19 protein-coding genes are annotated in these 19,655 nt (G+C 64.5%); 6 read left to right on the forward strand and 13 right to left on the reverse strand.

Going from position 1 to position 19,655, the window contains the following annotated elements; all coding sequences use genetic code 11:
- The first annotated feature begins 403 nt into the window (after window positions 1–403).
- Window positions 404–1,057, forward strand: coding sequence for a hypothetical protein (locus BMI87_RS21005; protein WP_146681719.1), 654 nt, complete (start codon window positions 404–406; stop codon window positions 1,055–1,057).
- An 80-nt stretch (window positions 1,058–1,137) separates the two neighbouring features.
- Here BMI87_RS21005 and BMI87_RS21010 read toward each other — a convergent pair whose 3' ends face one another.
- From BMI87_RS21010 to iolG, 11 genes are all read right to left on the reverse strand, one after another.
- Entirely contained in the window at window positions 1,138–2,493 is a 1,356-nt protein-coding gene (locus tag BMI87_RS21010) for an MFS transporter (protein ID WP_078523439.1), read from the reverse strand.
- 312 nt (window positions 2,494–2,805) lie between these two features.
- Window positions 2,806–3,585 (reverse strand): TIM barrel protein, encoded by a 780-nt coding sequence (locus BMI87_RS21015; RefSeq protein ID WP_078523455.1) that lies wholly within the window; start codon window positions 3,583–3,585, stop codon window positions 2,806–2,808.
- Window positions 3,586–3,607: 22 nt separating this feature from the next.
- Complete coding sequence (gene iolB / locus BMI87_RS21020) at window positions 3,608–4,414, reverse strand: 5-deoxy-glucuronate isomerase (RefSeq protein WP_078523440.1); 807 nt, start codon at window positions 4,412–4,414, stop codon at window positions 3,608–3,610.
- 76 nt (window positions 4,415–4,490) lie between these two features.
- Window positions 4,491–5,396: a myo-inosose-2 dehydratase gene (iolE, locus tag BMI87_RS21025; RefSeq protein ID WP_078523441.1), complete on the reverse strand. Its 906-nt coding sequence runs from the start codon at window positions 5,394–5,396 to the stop codon at window positions 4,491–4,493.
- An 11-nt stretch (window positions 5,397–5,407) separates the two neighbouring features.
- Complete coding sequence (gene iolD / locus BMI87_RS21030; RefSeq protein ID WP_078523442.1) at window positions 5,408–7,264, reverse strand: 3D-(3,5/4)-trihydroxycyclohexane-1,2-dione acylhydrolase (decyclizing); 1,857 nt, start codon at window positions 7,262–7,264, stop codon at window positions 5,408–5,410.
- Window positions 7,265–7,361: 97 nt separating this feature from the next.
- Window positions 7,362–9,281: a 5-dehydro-2-deoxygluconokinase gene (gene iolC / locus BMI87_RS21035; RefSeq protein ID WP_078523443.1), complete on the reverse strand. Its 1,920-nt coding sequence runs from the start codon at window positions 9,279–9,281 to the stop codon at window positions 7,362–7,364.
- The gene (locus tag BMI87_RS21040) at window positions 9,278–10,402 is read right to left on the reverse strand and encodes a Gfo/Idh/MocA family protein (RefSeq protein ID WP_078523444.1); all 1,125 of its coding nucleotides are present in this window, start codon (window positions 10,400–10,402) and stop codon (window positions 9,278–9,280) included. The genes iolC and BMI87_RS21040 overlap by 4 nt, the downstream gene beginning before the upstream one ends.
- A gap of 64 nt (window positions 10,403–10,466) precedes the next feature.
- Complete coding sequence (locus BMI87_RS21045) at window positions 10,467–11,288, reverse strand: ATP-binding cassette domain-containing protein (RefSeq protein ID WP_078523445.1); 822 nt, start codon at window positions 11,286–11,288, stop codon at window positions 10,467–10,469.
- 1 nt (window position 11,289) lies between these two features.
- Complete coding sequence (locus tag BMI87_RS21050) at window positions 11,290–12,393, reverse strand: ABC transporter permease (RefSeq protein ID WP_078523446.1); 1,104 nt, start codon at window positions 12,391–12,393, stop codon at window positions 11,290–11,292.
- Window positions 12,394–12,518: 125 nt separating this feature from the next.
- On the reverse strand, window positions 12,519–13,448 hold the full coding sequence (locus BMI87_RS21055) for a sugar ABC transporter substrate-binding protein (RefSeq protein ID WP_078523447.1): 930 nt from the start codon (window positions 13,446–13,448) through the stop codon (window positions 12,519–12,521).
- Window positions 13,449–13,592: 144 nt separating this feature from the next.
- A complete protein-coding gene (iolG, locus tag BMI87_RS21060) occupies window positions 13,593–14,588 on the reverse strand; it encodes an inositol 2-dehydrogenase (RefSeq protein WP_078523448.1) in 996 nt (331 codons plus the stop codon).
- Window positions 14,589–14,759: 171 nt separating this feature from the next.
- On the opposite strand from iolG, the gene BMI87_RS21065 reads away from it, so the two are divergent.
- Window positions 14,760–15,782 carry a LacI family DNA-binding transcriptional regulator gene (locus BMI87_RS21065; RefSeq protein ID WP_078523449.1) on the forward strand — a complete coding sequence of 341 codons (1,023 nt, stop codon included), beginning with the start codon at window positions 14,760–14,762 and terminating at the stop codon, window positions 15,780–15,782.
- Window positions 15,783–15,855: 73 nt separating this feature from the next.
- On the opposite strand, the gene murB is transcribed toward BMI87_RS21065, so the two are convergent.
- Window positions 15,856–16,920: a UDP-N-acetylmuramate dehydrogenase gene (murB, locus tag BMI87_RS21070; RefSeq protein WP_078523450.1), complete on the reverse strand. Its 1,065-nt coding sequence runs from the start codon at window positions 16,918–16,920 to the stop codon at window positions 15,856–15,858.
- Window positions 16,917–17,597 (reverse strand): metalloregulator ArsR/SmtB family transcription factor, encoded by a 681-nt coding sequence (locus BMI87_RS21075; RefSeq protein ID WP_246832769.1) that lies wholly within the window; start codon window positions 17,595–17,597, stop codon window positions 16,917–16,919. Before BMI87_RS21075 ends, murB begins: the two co-directional genes overlap by 4 nt.
- An 87-nt stretch (window positions 17,598–17,684) precedes the next feature.
- On the opposite strand from BMI87_RS21075, the gene BMI87_RS21080 reads away from it, so the two are divergent.
- The 4 genes from BMI87_RS21080 (at window position 17,685) to tnpB (ending at window position 19,473) form a co-directional block, all read left to right on the forward strand.
- Window positions 17,685–18,287 carry a superoxide dismutase gene (locus tag BMI87_RS21080; protein ID WP_078523451.1) on the forward strand — a complete coding sequence of 201 codons (603 nt, stop codon included), beginning with the start codon at window positions 17,685–17,687 and terminating at the stop codon, window positions 18,285–18,287.
- A 62-nt stretch (window positions 18,288–18,349) separates the two neighbouring features.
- Window positions 18,350–18,688, forward strand: coding sequence for a ferredoxin FdxA (fdxA, locus tag BMI87_RS21085; protein WP_078523452.1), 339 nt, complete (start codon window positions 18,350–18,352; stop codon window positions 18,686–18,688).
- Between the two features lie 2 nt (window positions 18,689–18,690).
- Complete coding sequence (locus BMI87_RS21090; RefSeq protein ID WP_078523453.1) at window positions 18,691–19,221, forward strand: flavin reductase family protein; 531 nt, start codon at window positions 18,691–18,693, stop codon at window positions 19,219–19,221.
- An 84-nt stretch (window positions 19,222–19,305) separates the two neighbouring features.
- Window positions 19,306–19,473 (forward strand): IS66 family insertion sequence element accessory protein TnpB, encoded by a 168-nt coding sequence (tnpB, locus tag BMI87_RS23050; RefSeq protein ID WP_078523454.1) that lies wholly within the window; start codon window positions 19,306–19,308, stop codon window positions 19,471–19,473.
- The last annotated feature ends 182 nt before the right edge of the window (window positions 19,474–19,655 follow it).

Genomic DNA, 19,655 nt, shown 5'->3' on the forward strand with positions numbered 1-19,655 from the left:
TCGCTCACGTCACCGCTCCGTTTTCGGAGCCGTGAATCACGCGACGCAACAGAAATCAATGCATCCTGACCCTAAGGTCGACTCGGAAAGAATTCGCTTCGTAAGATACCGACTTAAAACGCAAAGTTACGCGAAATTTGCGCAAACCTATGCGCAAAAGACCCGCAAAGCTTTGCTTGAAGCTCGCCAGAATCTACTAACGAATTCAGCGTACAGCCCGCAACATTGCGCGCCGCCCCACAGGCCCTGTGGCCACGCAGAAGTCGAACTGCGCAGATACCCTGTTTCCGGAAAGATCTTTGCAATTTTGTCTAGTTGTCGGCCCTCCTTCACGGAGTTGGATATCGCACAGCTATGTGGGAGGAAGTAGGCATAACAAAAAGCATTGGCCTACGGATTTTTCATGACACGCATTCTCCTTCTCGTTGCGACTTTTTCCGGCCTGCTGGCGGGACCGGCAGCGGCCGAAAAGCAAATCTACAAGGTCACGCTGGGGCACCGATCCCTGGGCATGCTGCAATTCGAGGGGCAAGGCAGTAATGCGAAACTGCTGCTCTCGCTCGACAACACGCCGTTCGGCTTGGACGACGGCACCTTCGAGGCGGTGACGCAGGCCAAAGGTCATGAGGTCGATTACCTCGGGACGAGCCGGGGCAGCGAAACGCGCGATATCGCGATTGTCCGAGACGCGGACACCGTGACGGCCGTTAAGATTACACCGCGCTCTGAAATGACCGAGATGACGGACGCCGGAAAGGTCCCCGCCGGTGTGATCTCCCCGACGGAATTCTTCGCAAAGCTGGCAAACGGTAAAACCTGTCCTTCGCCGATGGCCATGTATGATGGTCGGCGCGTGGCGCAGATGGCAACGACAGCCAAGAAGCAAAACGACGACACCGTGATCTGCGACATATCCTATCGCGTCGTCTTGGGCCCCGGATATGTCTGGCCGTTTTACTTCAAGTCGTTCGATGTGCATGCCGCCTATGACGCACGCAAGCTTGCTACATTCAGCATGAGTGGCGGTGGGTTCACGGTGAGGCTGACCCGGCAGTAGTCGCACGCCGCGGCACGTTCAGGGTGCGGCCACCTGGATCCTCAGCGAGCGGTCCGGCGACGCCTGACACAGGACTGCGCTCATCGCGCACCGAGGGAACCGCGCTCGCGTGCGAGACCGAGCATCGCAAACACTGCCAGTCCGCTGAACAAGGTGCTCATCACCACGGCCTCGTGCCAGCCCGCGAAGAAGCGCTCGCCATCGCGTCCGGCAATCAGGATCGAGATCAAGGCGATCCCGAGCGCGGAGCCGAGGTAGCGCGCGGTATTGTTGGCGGCCGACCCCATCGCGGCGCGCTCGGGCGGGACGGATTGCACCGCCTCATGCCCCAGCGCGGCGTTCAGGATACCGTTCGAGACCCCGGCAATCAGCAGCCCCGGCACGAGGATCGCCCAACTCGCCGCAGGCGTCGCAAGCAGCATCAGGGCCTGCCCGACCCCGCAGCCGACGATCCCGCCGATCACGCGTTGGCGCGAGCTCCAGCGCGCGGGCAAGCGATGCGCGCTGAGCGCGGCGATCGCGGTCAACGCCGACCATGCGAGGAGAACGAAAGCGGCCATAAGTGGCGTCTGCCCCATGCCGCGCACCAGCACGGTTGGCACCAGAGACATCAGCGCAAGCACGCCCGCGCCCGAGGCGAAAGCCGCGAGTGTCGCGCCGGTGAAGGGCGCATGGGCAAAGAGATCGAGCCGCAGGATCGGGTTCGGAGCCCGGCGTTCGGTGCGCAAAAAGAGAGCCAGAAAAGCCAGCGCGCCCAATGCGAGCAAGCCCACCACGCCGAAAGCTCCCAACCGCAACTCGGTGAGCGCCGAAAGCAGGCAGCCGAGGCCGAGCATCAGAAGCAGGCCGCCCGTGAGGTCGACCCGATGCGGGCTGCGCGGGCTCTCGGGCAGGCGGGCTGAGGCGCTCAGCGCAAGGATGGTCGCGGCAAGCGCGATCGCCCAATGCCCTGCGGGCCATCCGCCAATCGGCAGCAGCGCCGCGGCAAGGATCGGCCCGAGCGCCACGCCCGCGCCAAGGCCCGCGGCCCAGATCGCGGCGGCACGGCGGCGTGGCTCGCCCTCGTAGATCTGGCCCAGAAGCCCGAGGCCGCAGGCCATGATCCCGGCGCTGCCGAGGCCCTGCACGACACGCGCGACGATCAGAAACAGACCGGTCGGCGCGAGCGCGGCGGCAACAGAAGCGAGCGCGGTAAGCCAAAGCCCGCCCACGAAGGTCAGCCTCCGCCCCAGCGTATCCCCGAAGGCCCCGGCGATCAGAAGCCCGCAGGCGGCTCCCAGCGGCATCCCCGACATGATCCACGCCTGCTGCGCGGGGCCAAGCCCGAGCGCGGCGGTCATCGCCTCGAGCGTGGTCAGCGGCAGGGTGAAAACAACGAGGGACAGGAGTGTCGCAAGCGCCACGATGGCGAGCGGGGCTTTGGGGGTAACGGGCATTTCAGCTTTCCTTGGTCACGCGATGCCGAAGCCAGACGAGACCGCTCTCCAGCGTCTCGGTCTGACCCAGTTCCAGCGACTTGGTCGGGCCGGTGATCAGCCCCACCTGAGTGGTCGGGTTTGACAGTTAGGGCATGACTTGCCCTGGTCCATCGGGACAAGGGATTCCGGGGCCGGTGGACGTTAGCCCAAAGCACAATGCTGTCGTTGGTGTCGTCGTGCCACTGGCGCGACGGTCCACTTCAGTGGCGGAACGGAACAGTATGCGGATCGGAAGCGCGACCAGCACACCGCTTTGCATATCGACGGGTCTCAGAGTGTGAAGGCGGTGCGGAACGCCTCGAGTGCCGCCTCCTCATCGCCCTGCGCGAAGGCCTCCATGGCGACCGGACCGCGATAGCCCATCTGCTGCAGCGCTTTCGCCACACCGGCATAGTTGATCTCACCCGTGCCCGGCTCGAAGCGCCCCGGATTGTCGGCCACCTGAACCTCGCCGATCCAGGGCAGGCTCGCCTTGCACCAGCGGATCAGATCCCCTTCGCCGATCTGCGTATGATAGAGGTCGAGATTGATCCGCAGCTGTGGACGATCGACGGTGGAGACCAGCGCCAGCACATCCGCGGTAGAGCCGAAGGGACAGCCCGGATGATCGATCGGGTTGAGGTTCTCGAGCGTGAAGACCACTCCCTCTTCCTCGGCCAGATCGCAAATCCGGTTCAGCGTATCGCAGGCCCGCTGGAAGCTGCCCGGCGCGAAGCTGCCATGCTGCGGGATCGGGATACCGCCGTCGCCAAGACCAGTGCCATGCAGGTTGAGCCGGTCCACGCCGAGCCGCTTGCCGACCGCCGCGGTCTCACGCGCCGAGCGCAGCAGCATTTCCGCCCCCTCTGGGTCACTCAGCCGCCCCTCCAGATAGCCGTTCATGATCGTGTAATTCGCCCCCACCGCCTCGAGCTTATCGAGGTCGTGATCCGGCCAGTTCCACAACCCCACGCCGAAGCCCATCTCGGTCAGCCGCGCTGCGCGCCATTCGATCGGTCGGTCGCGCCAGAGCATCTCGGCGCAGGCCGCCAGTTGAAACGGTTGTTCCATCATCTTCTCCACCCGGATGTCCTCAGGCATCGCGCTCCATGATCCACTGCACCGCCGGATCCGCCTGGAACCGCCAGTTCCGACGCGGCCCGGCCATCACGTTGAGGTAATACATCTCGAACCCGTAGGGTGCCCCGCAGGGATGATGCCCGCGCGGCACCAACACAACGTCGCCATCCGAGACCGCCATCGTCTCGTCGAGTGTGCCGTCCTCGGTATAGACGCGCTGGATGCCGAAGCCCTGTGCCGGGTTCAGGCGGTGGTAATAGGTCTCTTCGAGATAGGTGATGCGCGGGAAGTCATCCTCGTCATGGCGGTGGCTGGGATAGCTCGACCAATGGCCCGCCGGGGTGAAGACCTCGGTCACCAGAAGGCTGTCGCAGTAATCCTCCGCCTCCATCGCGATATTGTTGATGTAGCGCGTATTGGTGCTCTTTCCGCGCTCGGTCAGGCTGATCCCGTCGGGGCCGATGCGGCGCGCCTTGTGACCACCTTTGCCCGGCGCGAGGCAAACCGCGATGGTGCAGTCCGTCTCTGCCACGGCCTCCCAATCCTGATCGTTGGGCACGTAGAGGCAATGCGGTGGCGTCTTCTCGAAGACATCCATCCGCTCGCCCAACACGCCCCAATCCTGCCCGGCGGCCCTGATCGTGGCCTTGCCCTCGACCATCACGAGGATCACCTCACGGTCGCCAGTCGCCTCCGCCGCACTCTCCCCCGGACGCAGCCGATAGAGCGAGAAGCCGACATAGCGCCAGCCCGCCGATTGCGGGGTAATCTCGTGCACCTTGCCGTGGGCCCCAAAGGGTTTGCGCAACAGATCCGCCATGTCTTTCTCCTTCCAACTGCTCAAAATATCCCGGGGGGCTCCCGTCAGGGAGCGGGGGCAGAGCCCCCTCCCGGTCTCAACCCGCGATCAACCCCACCTCGGCAGCCGCGCCTTTCAACGTCTTCAGCCCCAGCGACTGATACTCGAACGGATTGCGCAGATCGGGATCCTGCTCGGCCTCGATCACGATCCAGCCGTCATAGCCCGCCTCCTTCAGAATCCGCAGGAGCGGTCCGAACTCCACGCCGCCGTCGGGATCACCCGGCACGGTGAAGACACCTGCGCGCACCCCGTCCATGAAACTCATGCCGGTGTCGCGGACCTGCCGCATCACCTCGGGGCGAACGTTCTTGGCGTGGAAATGGCGAACGCGGTCGACGTATTTGCGCAGCATCTGCGCGGGATCGCCCCCGTCGCCGCCGAAATAGCAATGCCCCGCATCGAACAGCAGCTTCGTCGCAGGCCCGGTCGCCGCCATGAACGCGTCGATCTCGGCAGGCGTCTCGACGACGGTGCCCATGTGGTGGTGATAGACCAGATCGATGCCCTGCTCGGCGGTGAACGCCGCCAGTTCCTCGATCTTCGCCCCGAACGCCGCCATATCGGCCGCGCTCAGCACCGCCTTCTCTGACAGCGGCACATCCTGCCCCTGCACCGAATTCGACGTCTCGCAGGCGATGCAGACCTTGCAGCCATTATGCTTCAGCTTGTCGAGATGCGGCTGGATGGCCGCCTTCTCAGCTTCCACTGATTGCGTCAGAAGATTCAGCGAATACCAGCCCGAAACGAAATCCAGCCCGTAGCCGCCCAGCAGCTGCTTGAGCGCTTCCGCGTCGTCCTGCGGCCAGCGATGACCGTTCTCGATCCCATCGAAGCCAATCTCGGCGGCCTCGCGCAGGATCTGCTCGGTCGGGATATGCGCGCCCAGGGAATGGTCGTCGTCATTGGCCCAGGCGATCGGGTTCGTGCCGAAACGGATCATCTCTTTCCTCCTCAATTCACCAGCCGCGCGTTTGCGATCTGGGTCAGGTATTCCTCGAAGCGGTCGCGCTGCTTCTGGCGGTCCGAGACCTCGGGCACCGCGACGTCCCAGAAGAAGCCATGTTCGCCCGCCGTGGTCTCCAGCCCGGTGCCGGGGAAGTCCTCGGCCACGGTGTCGATCACGATGACCGTCGGGATGTCGCGCTCGCGTGCGGCTTTCACTTCCACTTCCAGCTGATCGGTATTGGCCGCCTTCACCGCATGCGCGCCCATCGACGCGGCATGCGCGACGTAGTCGATCTCGGGCTGCACCTCGACATTGCAATCGACATACATGTTGTTGAAGGGCTCGCCGCCGCAGCCCATCGTCTGCAGCCGGTTGATACAGCCGTAGCCGCGGTTGTCGGTCAGGATCACCGTGAAGGGCACGCGGCGCATCACCGCCGTCGCGAGCTCCGAATTCGCCATCATGTAGGAGCCGTCGCCCACGAAGCAGAGCACGTCACGCTCGGGCCGCGCGAGCTTGAGGCCCATCGCGCCCGCCACCTCGTAGCCCATGCAGGAATAGCCGTATTCCATGTGATAGCCGCCCTGAGAGGGCTTCCACAAAAGCTTCAGCGCGCCGGGCATCGTGCCCGCGGCACACATCGCCACCGCGTCGTCTCCCGTGGCACGCTGCGCCGCCCCGATCACCTGACCGTCGGTCGGCAGCGCCGCCTGATCCTCGGGACGCGCGCAATAAGCGTCGACCGCGCGCAGCCAGTCCTCGCGGGCCCCCGCATCGGGCGCCTCGGCCTGATAATCGCCAAGCGCCGCGCTCAGCTGCTCGAGCGCGACCTTGGCATCGGCCACGAGGCTCTCAGCCCCGTGCTTGGCCGCGTCATAGCCGTGGATATTGATCGAGACGAGCTTCGCCCCTGCCCCGAACAGCGTCCGCGAGCCGGTGGTGAAGTCCTGGAACCGCGTGCCGACCCCGATCACCAGATCGGCGTTTTGCAAGGCGGCATTGGCCGCCGCCGATCCATCGACACCCGAGGCCCCGAAACTCATCGGATGGCTCTGCGCGAGGCTCGACTTGCCTGCCTGTGTCTCGGCCACCGGGATCTGATGCTTCGACGCGAACTCGGCCAGCGTGTCCTCGGCTTGGCTATAGACCACACCGCCGCCCGCGATGATCACCGGGTTCTTCGCCGCCTTCACCATCTCCGCCACGCGCGCCAGTTCCCCCGCATCGGGGGCCGGACGGCGAATGCGCCAGACGCGCGGCTCAAAGAACTCGACCGGGTAATCGTAAGCCTCGGCCTGCGTGTCCTGACAGAAGGCCAGCACGGCGGGACCGCAATTGGCCGGGTCGGTCATCACCCGCAGCGCCCGCGGCAGCGCGGACAGGATATGCTCGGGGCGCGAGATCCGGTCGTAATAGCGCGAGACCGGGCGGAAGCAGTCATTGGCGCTGACCGTGCCGTCGTCAAAATCCTCGACCTGCTGGAGCACCGGATCGGGACGCCGCGTCGCGAACACGTCGCCCGCCACGATCAGCACAGGCAACCGGTTCACATGCGCCAGCGCGGCGGCCGTCACGAGGTTGGTCGATCCCGGCCCGATGCTTGATGTTACCGCATGCGCCCGCGTGCGCTTGCGGCCCTTGGCATAGGCGATCGCCGCATGGCCCATCGTTTGTTCGTTCTGCCCGCGCCAGGTCGGGAAGACGTCCTTGTAGGCATGCAGCGCCTCGCCGATCCCGGCCACGTTGCCATGCCCGAAGATCGCCCACATCCCTTCGATGAACCGCTCGCCATCCTCGGTCATCTGCACCGAGAGCCACTTCACCATCGCCTGCGCGGCGGTCAGCCGGATCGTCTCGCTCATCTCTCTCTTCCTCTCTGGGGCCACTTCCTCTTGGCCCAAATATCCCGGGGGGCTCCCGTCAGGGAGCGGGGGCAGAGCCCCCTCCCCGTTTCAAACCTCACGCAGCCTTCGCCGCCTTCGCCCGCGCCGCGTCCCAGATCCCGCAGAGCCGGGTATAGCGCCGCGCCATCTCGACCACGGCCTCGGCATCGGTCAGCTCACCCTGCATCCAGGCCCGCGCCACGTCGCCGAAGATCGTCCGGCCCACGGCGAAGCCCTTGACCAGATCGAAGCTGGCCGCGACCTCGAAGCTGGCGGCCAGTTCCGCCTCCGGCGCATCCAAGCCCAGCACCACGATCCCGCGGGTGTGCTTGTCGTAGTCCTCGATGGCGGCCACGGCCTTGGCCCATCCGGCCGCGTCCGCCATCGGTTCCAGCTTCCACCAATCAGGATAGACGCCGATCTCGTAGAATTGCCGGATCAGGGTCGCGGTGGTGTCGGCATCGACCGGTCCCACCTTGGACGGAATGACCTCGAGCAGGAATTCCAGCCCGTTCCTGCGCGCCGCGGTAAAGAGGCGCTTCACTGTCGCCTCTTGATTGGCCCGCGTCTCGGCACCGTCATCGGGGTGGCAGAAGCACAGGACCTTCACCACCTCCTCGCGCGCCCATTGGGTCAGACCGCCGCAATCGGGGCCCAGTTCCGGCTCCAGTTCCAGCGGGCGCGAGCCCGGCCATTCGCAGGGCCGTCCGATCCAGAGGCCCGAGCCGGAGGCCGCATGCAGCGCCGCGCGCCCGATCCGGTCATCGCAGAGAATACCATAACCCGGACGCCCGTCCTGCACCTTGGTTGCCGCCGACAGGCACAGCTCCTTGAAGGCCCCACCCTTCTCGCGCGTGTAGCCCGGCATATCTTCGAGCTGCATCCGATGATCGAAGGCGAAGACCCGATAATCGGGCCAATCGGGCAGCGAGCGCGTGTGCCGGTTTGTCGACCAGTGGATCTGCTCCAGCTCCGCATCGTTACGCAAATCGGGTTGTTTGACGCCGCGCTTGAGGAAGAATTCCAGCTCGGTCAGCGACGGATAGGCGGGCGTGCAGCCATGGCGCGAGACCGCAAACGCCCCGCAGGCATTGGCGTATTCCAGCGCCTTCGGCCAGCTCTCGCCGTCGAGCCAGCCCTTCATCAGGCCCGAGAAGAACCCGTCACCCGCGCCCAGCACGTTGAACACCTCGATCGGGAAGCCCGGACCGGTCTGGCCGTCATCCAGGCTGTCGGGAATGTCGCCCTCGAAGGCCACCGCGCCGGCGGCTCCGCGTTTGCACACCAGCGTGGCATCGGAGACCTTGTGCACCGCACGCAGCGCTTCGATCGTGTCTGTCGAGCCGCCCGCGATGTGGAACTCCTCTTCGGTGCCCACGATCAGGTCGAAATGGTGCAGCACGTCCTGCAGCTTGGCCGTAACCTCGGCGCTCTCGACGAAGCGGCTCTCGCCCTCGCCATGTCCCGCCACGCCCCAAAGGTTCGGGCGGTAGTCGATGTCGAGCGCCGTCTTCGCCCCATGCTTGCGCGCCAGCTCCAGCGCCTTCAGAACCGCCGCCCGCGTGCGCGGATGCGACAGATGCGTGCCGGTCGCGAGCACGCTCCGCGTCCGCGCGATCAGCGCCTCGTCGATATCCTCCTCGCTCAGCGCCATATCCGCGCAGTTCTCGCGGTAGAAGATCAGCGGAAACTGCTCTTCATCGCGGATGCCGAGGATCACCAGCGCGGTCAGCCGCTCCGGATCGGTCGCAACGCCGGTCACATCGACGCCTTCGCGCAGAAGCTGCTCGCGAATGAAGCGGCCCATATGCTCGTCGCCGACCCGCGTGATCAGCCCCGACTTCAGCCCCAGCCGCGCCGTCCCGCAGGCGATGTTCGTCGGAGACCCGCCGATATACTTCTCGAACGAGCCCATATCCTCCAGACGCCCGCCAATCTGCGCGCCATACAAATCAACGCCGGCCCGGCCAATCGTGATCACGTCGAGGTTTTTCATGCGATATCTCCGATCCGGATCGGCGCACCGTTCGAGCGCGCCATCGCGTGGATCACCGTCTCGATCTCCAGACCGGCGGCGAAATCGGGGCCGGCATTCGGCCCGCCCGCGATGGCTGCGCAGAGGTCACGCGCCTCGATCACTTTCTGTTCGTTGAAGCCGAAATTATGCCCCGGCGCGGGGCAGAAGGCGGCGAAATCGGGCTGATCGGGGCCGGTCAGATGCCGGGTGAAGCCCGCTTCTCCGGCGCGATGCAGCCACAGCTCGTTCATGTTCTCCTGATCGAAGACCAAGGTGCCGTCCGAGCCATGGATTTCCCATTGCAGGCGACACTTACGCCCGCGCGCCACCCGCGACGTGGCGAACGAGCCCTGCGCGCCGCTCGCGAACCGGATCAGGGCCAGCGCGCTGTCCTCGTTCTCGACCGGCTTGGGGCCTTCGGGGGAGGTGCGCTCGGGGATCGCGATCTGGGTCATCGCGGTCAGTTCCTCCACCGGGCCCATCAGCGCCACCATCTGCGACACGAGGTGGCAGCCCAGATCGCCCAAGGCGCCCAGACCACCAGCCTCGCGCGTCATCCGCCATGACCACGGGAGGCGCGGGTCGGCGGAATAGTCTTCGTCATAGACGCCCCGGAAGGCGCGCGACGTGCCGATCGCACCCTCGGCGATCAGCTTGCGCGCCATCTGAAAGGCGGGCGACCGAAGGTAGTTGTAGCCGAGGATCGTGACCTGCCCGGGATGCTCCGCGGCGAGCCCGGCCATCGCCCGCGCATCCTCCAGCGTCAGCGCCATCGGCTTTTCCAGCCAGACATGCTTGCCCGCACGCAGGGCGGTCTCGGCCATCGGGCGGTGCAACCCGTTGGGCGCAGCGATCGAGACCACATCGACCGCCGGATCGGCACAAGTCGCCTGCCAGTCGTCGCTGGAACGTGCGAAGCCGAACTGCGTGGCAAAGGCGCGGGCCTTGTCGGAGGGCGTGTCGCAGAGGATCTCCAGCAGCGGATGCGCTCCGCCGAAGACGGTCGCGAGGTTGCGCCACGCCATGGCGTGACATTTGCCCATAAAGCCGGTCCCGATCAGGGCCACGCCAAGCGGAGTTTCGGGCATCGGAAGCGCCATGTCACCCTCGGTTGCTGAAGTCATTCTTGTGCGTAACAGGGACGCGCGATGCCCCTGCCGCTTGTCAGATCGTGCCGCCGAGCGAGCCTTCAAGCTGCGCCATCTCCTGGCCACCGGCCATCAGGTCCTGCAACTCGTTCGGCGTGATCTCGCCCCGGGTTGCAGTGCCCAGCGTCTTGCCGCGATTGAGCACGGTGAAGCGATCGCCCACCGCCATCGCATGGCGCACGTTGTGGCTGATGAACACGACACCCACGCCCTGCTTGCGCACCTTGTCGATCGTGGCGAGCACGTTCGAGGTCTGGCGCACGCCGAGTGCGGAGGTCGGCTCGTCGAGGATCAGAACCTTCGCCCCGAAATAGACCGCGCGCGCGATGGCGACGGTCTGACGTTCGCCCCCCGAGAGGGTGCCCACCGCCTGATCGGGACCGCGCAGGTTGATGCCCATATTGCGCATCTCCTCGACGCAGACTTCGTTAGCCCGCGCCACGTCGAAGCGCTTGAACGGGCCCGCCCCTTTCGTGGGCTCGCGCCCCATGAAGAAATTGCGCGTCACGCTCATCAGGGGGATCATCGCGAGGTCCTGAAACACCGTGGCGATTCCGGCCTCCATCGCATCGCGCGGGCTCGAGAAGTTCATCGGCTTGTCCTCGAACAGGATCTCGCCCTCGGTCGGCTTGTGCACGCCCGACATCGTCTTGATGAAGGTCGATTTGCCCGCGCCGTTATCGCCGAGAAGGCAGTGACACTCGCCGGGGCGGATATCGAAGCTGACACCGGCCAGCGCGATCACGTTGCCGAAGTGCTTCTTGATGCCGCGCATCTCGAGGATGGGCTTGGCGTCATCAGCGACGGCGCCGTGGTGGAATGCGGTCTCAATTTCCATATCAGCGTTCCCCCGTCACGCGCTTGCGGATCACGTTGTTGAAGATCACGGCGAGCAGCAGCATCCCGCCCAGGAAGACCTGGAACCAGTCCTGATCGATCGAGGTGTAGGTCAGGCCGATCACGACCATGCCGAAGATGATCGAACCGAAGAAGGCGCCGATCGCCGAGCCGTAACCGCCGGTCAGCAGCGAGCCCCCGATCACCGCTGCGATGATCGCCTCGAATTCTTTCTGGAAGCCGCGACGCGCATCGGTGGAGCCCGCGTCGATCACGGTCATGATGGCGACGAGCGCGGCGCAACAGGCGGTCACGATGAAGAGCGTCGTCTTCACCCGGTTGACCGGCACGCCCGAATTGGAAGCGGCAGTCTTGTCGCCGCCCGCGGCGAAGATCCAGTTGCCTGCAGGGGTCCGCAGCAGGATCCAGGTCGCAAAGAGCGCGATGGCGATGAACCACAGGATCTCGACCGGGATGCCCGGCACTTTCGGCGCGCCGGATTTGAACCTGTCGATCCAACCCCATTCGGCGAGCTTCGCGAAGAGGCCGGTGAACGCATCGCCCGAGAAGAACGGCGCCAGCCAGTCATCGCTCACCGCTTCGCGGACGCCACGCAGCTGGGTCGACCCGCCGGTGAGATATTTCAGACCGACCAGCGACAGGCCACGCAGGATGAAGAGGAACGCCAGCGTCACGATGAAGGAGGGCAGGCCCGTGCGGATCACCAGCTGCCCGTTCACCACCCCCATCAACCCCGCAAAAATCAGAGTGCCGGGAATGGCCACGATCAGCGGCAGGCCGAGATTGACGACGAGCGCACCGAAGATCATCCCCGCGAAGGCGACCATCGAGCCGATCGAGAGGTCGAACTCGCCCCCGATCATCAACAGCGACGCGCCGATGGCGAGAATACCGAGCTGCGCGGCGGGCGTCAGGAAGTTCATGATCCCGGACAGGGTGAACATCGAGCCATTCGCGGTGAAGAGAAAGAAGATCGTCACGAGAATGAGCCCGGCGATCGCGCCCAGTTCGGGTCGCTTCATCAAGCGCGCGAGAACTGTCTCCTCGCGGACGCGCTCGTCGGTAACCGTGGAGTCGGCAGGCATTATACCCTCCCTGAGAATGCTGGTTCGTGGCGCTTTCTCTTCCGCGACCGCCCGCGGTGGCGCCGGTGGGATGCGCGCGCATCAAGGGGGGGCGCGCATCCCGGTCTCAACTCATCCGATGTGGATCAGCGAATGCCCTTGGCCGACAGGTCGACCACCTGAGCCGCCTTATCCTTGGTGATCAGGTTCGGACCCGAAGCGACGTTCGACGCCGGGATCAGGCCGTATTTCGCGTTGAGAGCGAGGAACGACACCGGCAGATAGCCTTGGAGATACTGCTGCTGGTCGATCGCGAAGGCCGCGTCACCATTCTCGACATCCTTCAGGAAACCCGGAGACAGATCGAAGCTCGCGACGTTGATTTTGCCGCCACCTTCACCCAGCGCCTTGACCGCCTTGACCGAAGGTTCACCCGCCGTCGCCGCACCCAGCGCCAACACGGTGTCGATCGACGTATCGGATTGCAGGGCTGCGCGCACCTTGGCCTCGATATCCGCCGGATCATTCGTGGTCGGCAGCACTTTCACCTGACCGCCGAAGCCCTTGGCGAAACCGGCGCAACGCTGGTCGAGCGAGACATTCCCGACCTCCTGGTTGACGCAGAGCCCGTTCTTGCCACCCATCTCCTTGAGCTTCTCACCCGCGCGTTCACCCGCGGTGAATTCGTCCTGACCGACATGCAGGAGCGCACCCAGCGATTTCGACACATCCGATCCGGCATTCATCGTGATCACCGGAATGCCTGCGGCAACGGCCCGTTTGATCGACGGGCCAAGCGCGTCCGCATCGGGAACCGAGACGACCAAGCCGTCGGGCTCCTGGTTCACGGCGGCGTCGATCAGCTGGCTCATCGCGACCATGTCGAAAGTCTCGGGCGAGCGGTATTCGACATTCACGCCAGTATCCTTCGCCGCCTGTTCGACGCCGTTCTTCACGACCGACCAGAACGGGTCGTTGGCCTGCCCGTGCGAGACCACGACGATATCCGTCGCGAATGCCGGTGCAGCGAAAGCCACGGCGGTGGCCGCAACTGCAGCACGCAGAAACTGTTTCATGTGATCCTCCCAGATTCACTTTCTGTTTGTCACCGCACCGCGCTCCTCCATGTCGCGTCCGATGCGGCCCGGCCGATCCCTTCGGCCTTTGAACCACAGGCACCTCCTCGCGCCTGCGATTTCCGTCCGTTCCGGGGCAGAGCCTCAGAACGTCGCCAGATCGACGGCCTCCCCCGTCTTGGCGGATTTCGTTGCGGCCTCGGCCATCGCGAGCGCGGCCACGCCATCCTCGAGAGTCACGGGCATCGGTCGACCCTCTGCCAGAGCAGTGACGAACACGTCCCATTCCGCGGCATAGGCGGGCATGTAACGTTCGAGGAAGAAATAGGTGGGCTTGGCCGAAGAGACGCCGGCCACGGTCGATTTCGAGACCGTGTTCTCCAGCATGTTGGCCGCGGTCAGCAGCCCCTCCGAGCCCAGCAATTCGACCCGCTGATCGTAGCCGTAGACAGCCCGGCGCGAGTTCTTGATCACGGCAATGCGCCCGTCGGCATAGGTCAGCGTGACCACGGCCGTATCCACGTCGCCCGCCTCCCCGATCGCCGGATCGACGATGGACGAACCGACGGCGCGAACGCTGACCGGCGCGCTATCCATGATGAAATTCGCCATGTCGAAGTCATGGATCATCATATCGCGGAACAGCCCGCCCGAGACCTTGATGTAGGAAACCGGCGGCGGCGCAGGATCGAAGGACGTGACCGAGAGCAGCTCGGCTTTGCCGATCTCTCCGGCGTGGGCGGCAGAGCGCAGCGCGCCGAAATTCGGGTCGAACCGACGGTTGAAGCCGATCATCACAGGCTGGCCGGTTTTTGAAACCGCCGCGAGACAGGCTTTCGCCCGTTCAAGCGATAGATCGACCGGCTTTTCGCAGAGCACGGCCTTGCCTGCCGCCGTCGCCTTCTCGATCAGATCCGAATGGGTGTCGGTCGAGCTGGCAATGAGCACCGCGTCGATGTCGGGATTGGCGATGATCTCCTCGGAACTTGCCGCTTTCGCGTCGTATTTCGCGGCGAGCGCCTGCGCCGCCTCCGCGTTCACATCCGAAACCGCGACAAGCGTGCTGCCCGGATGTCCGGCAATATTTACCGCATGCACCTGACCGATACGGCCGGCGCCCAGCAACCCGACTTTCAACATGCATTCCTCCCAGAACCGATCCGATTCGACCGATGACTGGCGCTAACATCATCCGTTTTGCACGCGCGTGCAAGAATTTTTTGCACGCGCGTGCAAATGGGACTCCGCTGCCGCTCTTTTCTGTGTGTATGCTGGCAAGAAAGCTGATAGGTCAGCTTTGAGGAGATCCCGATGAGCGACGTGCGCAGACCGAATTTCGAAAACAACATCACCGCCGATGATGTCGCCGAAGCTGCCGGTGTCTCGCGCTGGACGGTCAACCGGGCCTTCAAGAAGGACGCGTCGATTTCGCCCAAGACCCGGACCAAGGTGATGGAAGCGGCGAGCAAGCTCGGCTACGTGCCCGATCTGCGCGCAGCCGCATTGGCCTCGGATCGCTCGAACCTCGTCGCGCTGCTGGTCGATGACTTCGCCAACCCGCATAAGCTGGTGATGATGGAGCGGCTGACCCGCATCCTGCGCAAGCATGGCTGGGATACGCTTCTGGTGAACACGCTCGACCGCGACGATGCGGGCCACGCGATCCTCAACGCCAGCCAGCGCCGCGTCGATGCCGCGATCCTAATCGGGATTCAGTTCGACGATGAGGTTCTCGAGACCGCTCTGCACGCCCGACGTTTCCACAAGCTGATCATTTTCGCACGCACCTCGCGCCATCCCGACACGATTTCGATCGCGGTGGACGACGCTGCCGCGATGCAGGAGATCGCCGCCTATGTTGCGGAACAGGGCTATCGCCGCCCGCTCTTCCTCGCGGGTCCGCGCACCTACTCCGCGCATCTGCTGCGCAAGGAAACCTTCCTGGGCTGCTGGAAGCGGCGTTTCGGGACCGTCCCCGAATTCGCCGAAGTGCCCGCCTATGACCCGATCCTCGCCGAGCAGGTCGTGACCCGGATTCTCACCGATCGCCCGCGCGACGAAATGCCCGACATCCTCGTCTGCGAGAACGACGCGCTCGCCATCGGCGCGATCGACGTGATCCGGCACAAGCTCGGCCTGCGCATTCCCGAGGATATCGCGGTCACGGGCTTCGACGACGTGCCGCAATGCCAGAGCCCGAATTACGCATTGACCACCTATCGCCAGCCCCTGACGGAGATGGCCGAATATCTGGTCGAAGTGCTCGAAAGCAGCGAAGACCGCGACTTCGACCGCGCGTTCAAGGGCAAGCTCGTCCCCCGCGCAAGCGCCTGACGCCGCAGGGCAAGCGCATCGGTCGACGGGGATAGAGGGCTGATCATTCGCGGTGCGACGCACGCATGTCGGCTCAGCGCCCGATCAATGCCGGTTCCTGCACGAGAGAGACACCGAAGCGTGCGCGGACCGTCTCTCGGGCGTGATCGGCAAGCGCGATGACGTTCTCAACCGTCGCACCGCCGAGGTTCACGAGGATCAGCGCGTGCGCGTCAGAGAATCCGGCAGCGCCCCTGCGGACCCCCTTCAGGCCGCAGAGATCGAGAAGCCTCGCCGCCGAGAGCTTCACGCCGCCCGGCACCGGATGCCCCGGGACGTCCGCCAAGCGTCGCGCGGTCGCGACCGAAACGATCGGGTTGTGAAAGAAAGACCCGACATTGCCGATGTCCCTCCAGTCCGGGATCTTCGCCGCACGTTGGGCCAGAACGGCTTTCATGATCCTGTCCGGGCTGAGCGGGCCGGGCAAGTCGGCCAGACCGGCATAGCCAATGTTCGGCTTCCAATCCGTGGGCAGCCGAAGCGTGACCCCGGTGACGAGCTCAACGCCCGGCCTCTCCTTGAAACGGCTGTGCCGATAGGCGAAGCCGCATTCGCGCGCCGAGAGGCGTCGAGCGGTCCATGTCTCCGTGTCGATAATGTCGACGCTCTCGACGAAGTCTTTCAGCTCCACTCCATAGGCGCCGATATTCTGGACCGGCGCCGCGCCAACGGTACCCGGTATCCCGGCAAGGTTCTCGAGGCCGCCGATACCCTGCTCCACCGTCCAGCGCACCAGGGCATCCCAGTTCTCACCCGCCTTTGCCGTGACGCGTGCTTCCGATGGTGTGCGCGTCACGCTGCGACCAAGCAATCCGTTGATCCCGACCACGCCGTCGATCTGCTCGGCCAGCACGCAATTGCTCCCGCCGCCCAGAAGGTGAAACGGCAGGCCGAGACGCCCGGCATATTGCGCGGCGGCGATGATCTCGGCTTCTGTGTGCAGCACCCCGCCGAACCGGGCACACGACAGCAAGCCCAGCGTGTTGCGGCGGCTCAGGTCGAACGCGGCCTTCAGCGGTGTCGGCGACTGCGCGACGGGGGGCGTCCACGCATCGGGCCTGCCAGCGCGCGCAACGTCGGTCCGCCGCTCCGCGCTCATGTCACGGCGTCGCGGATGACATAGGTGCAGCGGCGACCGCCCTCGACGATATGTTCAACCCGCTCGACCGAGACATCCTCGCCCAGAACAGCCTTGAACACCGCCTGTTCGGCCCGACAAAAGCCCTGACAGAAAGTCGCCGCGGCGCAGATCGGACAATGGTTCTCGACAAGGAGAAGGGTGCCGTCCGCATCACGCTCGGCCGAGGCCATGTAGCCTTCGGCATTGCGCAGCTCGGCCAGCTTCGCGACCCGTGCGGCCAAATCGCCACACCCCGTCATTTCCGCCTCGTAGAGCGCCTGCGTCGTCGCCTCTCGGGCTTCGATGATGCGCTCAAGCGCTTCCTCCCCCAGAACACCGGAAATGCTGCGCAGAATTTCCACGGTCAGCGCAGCATGCGTGTCCGGAAACCGGGCCTGCCCCTTTTCGGTCAGATGCCAAAAAACCGCAGGTCGCCCGCGCCCGGAGGCGCGACGTTCATCGGCGACCAGCCCCTCTTCGGCGAGTTTCAGCAATTGCTGCCGCGCGGCCTCTCCGGTGGTGCCGAGGCGGGCCCCGACCTGCGCCGAGGTCAGCGCCCCGTGCATCTTCAACGCCATCAGGATGCGCTCGGAGGCGGAGCGCGGCGACCAGCCTGAATCTTCCATCGCATATTTTTCCAAGCTATCGCTTGACATATTCGCCTCAATATTTTTCAAAGCACTTACTTGATTTATTAACCCGCCGCAGGCTGCGGCGCAACCACCCCCCGCAGGAGACCTGACATGGCTTTCGAACTTCCCGCACTGAACTTTTCCCATTCCGCGCTGGCTGACCGTGGTAAGAGCCAGGAAACGCTCGAACTACACCACGACAAGCACCATCAGGCCTATGTGACGGCGCTCAACGGCTTCGTCGAGAAGACCGCCGACCTTCAAGGCAAGACTCTGGAGGAGATCGTCGTCGCCACTTACGGCGATCCTGCACGCGAAGGCATCTTCAACCAGGCGGGACAGCACTGGAACCACATTCATTTCTGGAACGCCCTTTCGCCGCAGGGCGGCGGCATCCCCGGCGCACTCGAGTCGCGACTGATCGCCGATTTCGGTTCTGTCGACGATTTCAAAGCGGCGTTCAAGGCCGCAGCAACCGGACAGTTCGGTTCGGGTTGGGCCTGGCTGATCCAGAAGTCGGACGGCAGCCTCGGCGTGACCAAGACGCCCAACGGGGTGAACCCGCTCGCCACCGGCGAGGGCTCGGCACTGCTGGGCCTCGATGTCTGGGAACACAGCTACTACGTCGACTTCCGCAACCGTCGGCCGGACTACGTGACGAACTTCCTCGACAATCTCGCAAATTACGAGTTCGCGGCGTCGAACCTCACCTGATGCACCGAACGCCGTGCGCGCTATCTGCGCACGGCCTCTTCCAAGCTCATGAGCCCCTCCCCATGACATACGTCGTCACCGAAAACTGCATCGCCTGCAAATACATGGATTGCGTCGAGGTCTGTCCGGTCGATTGCTTCTATGAGGGCGAAAATGCTCTCGTGATCCATCCCGATGAATGCATCGACTGCGGCGTCTGCGAACCCGAGTGCCCCGCCGACGCGATCCGCCCCGACACCGATCCTGACGGCGAAGGCTGGGTCGACTTCAACCGTAAATATGCAGAGGTCTGGCCTGTCATCGTCGCGATGGGCACCCCGCCCGCGAATGCCGACGAGATGGATGGCGTGCCGAACAAGCTGCAAACGCATTTCTCGCCCGAGCCGGGGCAAAAAGGATAGTCATGAGCACTGAACTCTCACAGGCTTCCTATGCGATGATCGACGCCGGGCTGGACACGCAAGCTGCGTTCCGCCAGGCGATGTCTGCGCTGGCCGCAACCGTTTGCGTTGTGAGCGCCGCGCAGGACGGCGACCGCGTGGGGCGCACCGTCACCGCAGCGCTCTCGCTGGCGGTCGATCCGCCGTCGCTGCTGGTCTCCATCGACTCCGGCGCCCGCCTGACATCGCTGATCCGCGCGCAGGGTGGGTTTTCCTTCGCGATGCTGCAAGCGGACCAGCAGGCGGTGGCCGAGGCTTTTGCCGGCAAGGTTGCGCCGGAGGAGCGGTTCGAGCATGGCGCATGGGACACCTGGCCCTCCGGCCACCCGCGCCTGCGCGGTGCCGTAGCCGCGATGGACTGCGCCCTCGTCGGAGAGATTGAGACGACCGATCACGTGCTGTTCGTCGGGCGCCCGCGGAAGATCGACCTTTCCGCAAACGCCAAGCCACTGGTCTGGCACGGACGTCAGTTCAAAACCATCACCCCGCTGTGACGGCTTCGACAGCCCCAAGGTCAGGGCGGATTACGCCCGCTAGGGCTGTGGTGCCTCGTTCCGCTACATCACCGGCGTGCCGGAATGGTTCGCGGCGCACAAGCCTTCCAATACGCTCGCAGGTTCAAGATCTACCTAGCAACGCAACCGGTCGACATCCGAACAGGGATCGATGGGCTTGTTAACTCCGTTTCGGGGAATTTTGATCTCGCCCCTTTCTCAGGGGGCTTCGTCGTGTTCCGCTTTAAGTAACGGGACAAGATCAAGATCAGCTTCCGCATTGCTTCCACTGTGTTTATCGCAACGCAAAAGGCCTCGCGGGTAGCGAGGCTAGGCGTTTGATATGATTTATAGGATTTGGTTGCGGGAGTAGGATTTGAACCTACGACCTTCAGGTTATGAGCCTGACGAGCTACCGGGCTGCTCCATCCCGC

The organism is Thioclava sp. F28-4, from assembly GCF_002020045.1.
Classification (GTDB): Bacteria; Pseudomonadota; Alphaproteobacteria; order Rhodobacterales; family Rhodobacteraceae; genus Thioclava; species Thioclava sediminum.

Bases quoted from the DNA above. Each gene is read 5' to 3' on its own strand.
- BMI87_RS21055 (WP_078523447.1), bottom strand. From the start codon at position 13,448: ATGAAACAGTTTCTGCGTGCTGCAGTTGCGGCCACCGCCGTGGCTTTC.
- BMI87_RS21080 (WP_078523451.1), top strand. From the start codon at position 17,685: ATGGCTTTCGAACTTCCCGCACTGAACTTTTCCCATTCCGCGCTGGCT.
- iolG (WP_078523448.1), bottom strand. From the start codon at position 14,588: ATGTTGAAAGTCGGGTTGCTGGGCGCCGGCCGTATCGGTCAGGTGCAT.
- fdxA (WP_078523452.1), top strand. From the start codon at position 18,350: ATGACATACGTCGTCACCGAAAACTGCATCGCCTGCAAATACATGGAT.
- iolB (WP_078523440.1), bottom strand. From the start codon at position 4,414: ATGGCGGATCTGTTGCGCAAACCCTTTGGGGCCCACGGCAAGGTGCAC.
- BMI87_RS21040 (WP_078523444.1), bottom strand. From the start codon at position 10,402: ATGGCGCTTCCGATGCCCGAAACTCCGCTTGGCGTGGCCCTGATCGGG.
- murB (WP_078523450.1), bottom strand. From the start codon at position 16,920: ATGAGCGCGGAGCGGCGGACCGACGTTGCGCGCGCTGGCAGGCCCGAT.
- tnpB (WP_078523454.1), top strand. From the start codon at position 19,306: ATGGTTCGCGGCGCACAAGCCTTCCAATACGCTCGCAGGTTCAAGATC.
- BMI87_RS21010 (WP_078523439.1), bottom strand. From the start codon at position 2,493: ATGCCCGTTACCCCCAAAGCCCCGCTCGCCATCGTGGCGCTTGCGACA.
- iolC (WP_078523443.1), bottom strand. From the start codon at position 9,281: ATGAAAAACCTCGACGTGATCACGATTGGCCGGGCCGGCGTTGATTTG.
- BMI87_RS21075 (WP_246832769.1), bottom strand. From the start codon at position 17,597: ATGTCAAGCGATAGCTTGGAAAAATATGCGATGGAAGATTCAGGCTGG.
- BMI87_RS21045 (WP_078523445.1), bottom strand. From the start codon at position 11,288: ATGGAAATTGAGACCGCATTCCACCACGGCGCCGTCGCTGATGACGCC.
- BMI87_RS21005 (WP_146681719.1), top strand. From the start codon at position 404: ATGACACGCATTCTCCTTCTCGTTGCGACTTTTTCCGGCCTGCTGGCG.
- BMI87_RS21015 (WP_078523455.1), bottom strand. From the start codon at position 3,585: ATGGAACAACCGTTTCAACTGGCGGCCTGCGCCGAGATGCTCTGGCGC.
- iolD (WP_078523442.1), bottom strand. From the start codon at position 7,264: ATGAGCGAGACGATCCGGCTGACCGCCGCGCAGGCGATGGTGAAGTGG.
- BMI87_RS21065 (WP_078523449.1), top strand. From the start codon at position 14,760: ATGAGCGACGTGCGCAGACCGAATTTCGAAAACAACATCACCGCCGAT.
- BMI87_RS21090 (WP_078523453.1), top strand. From the start codon at position 18,691: ATGAGCACTGAACTCTCACAGGCTTCCTATGCGATGATCGACGCCGGG.
- iolE (WP_078523441.1), bottom strand. From the start codon at position 5,396: ATGATCCGTTTCGGCACGAACCCGATCGCCTGGGCCAATGACGACGAC.
- BMI87_RS21050 (WP_078523446.1), bottom strand. From the start codon at position 12,393: ATGCCTGCCGACTCCACGGTTACCGACGAGCGCGTCCGCGAGGAGACA.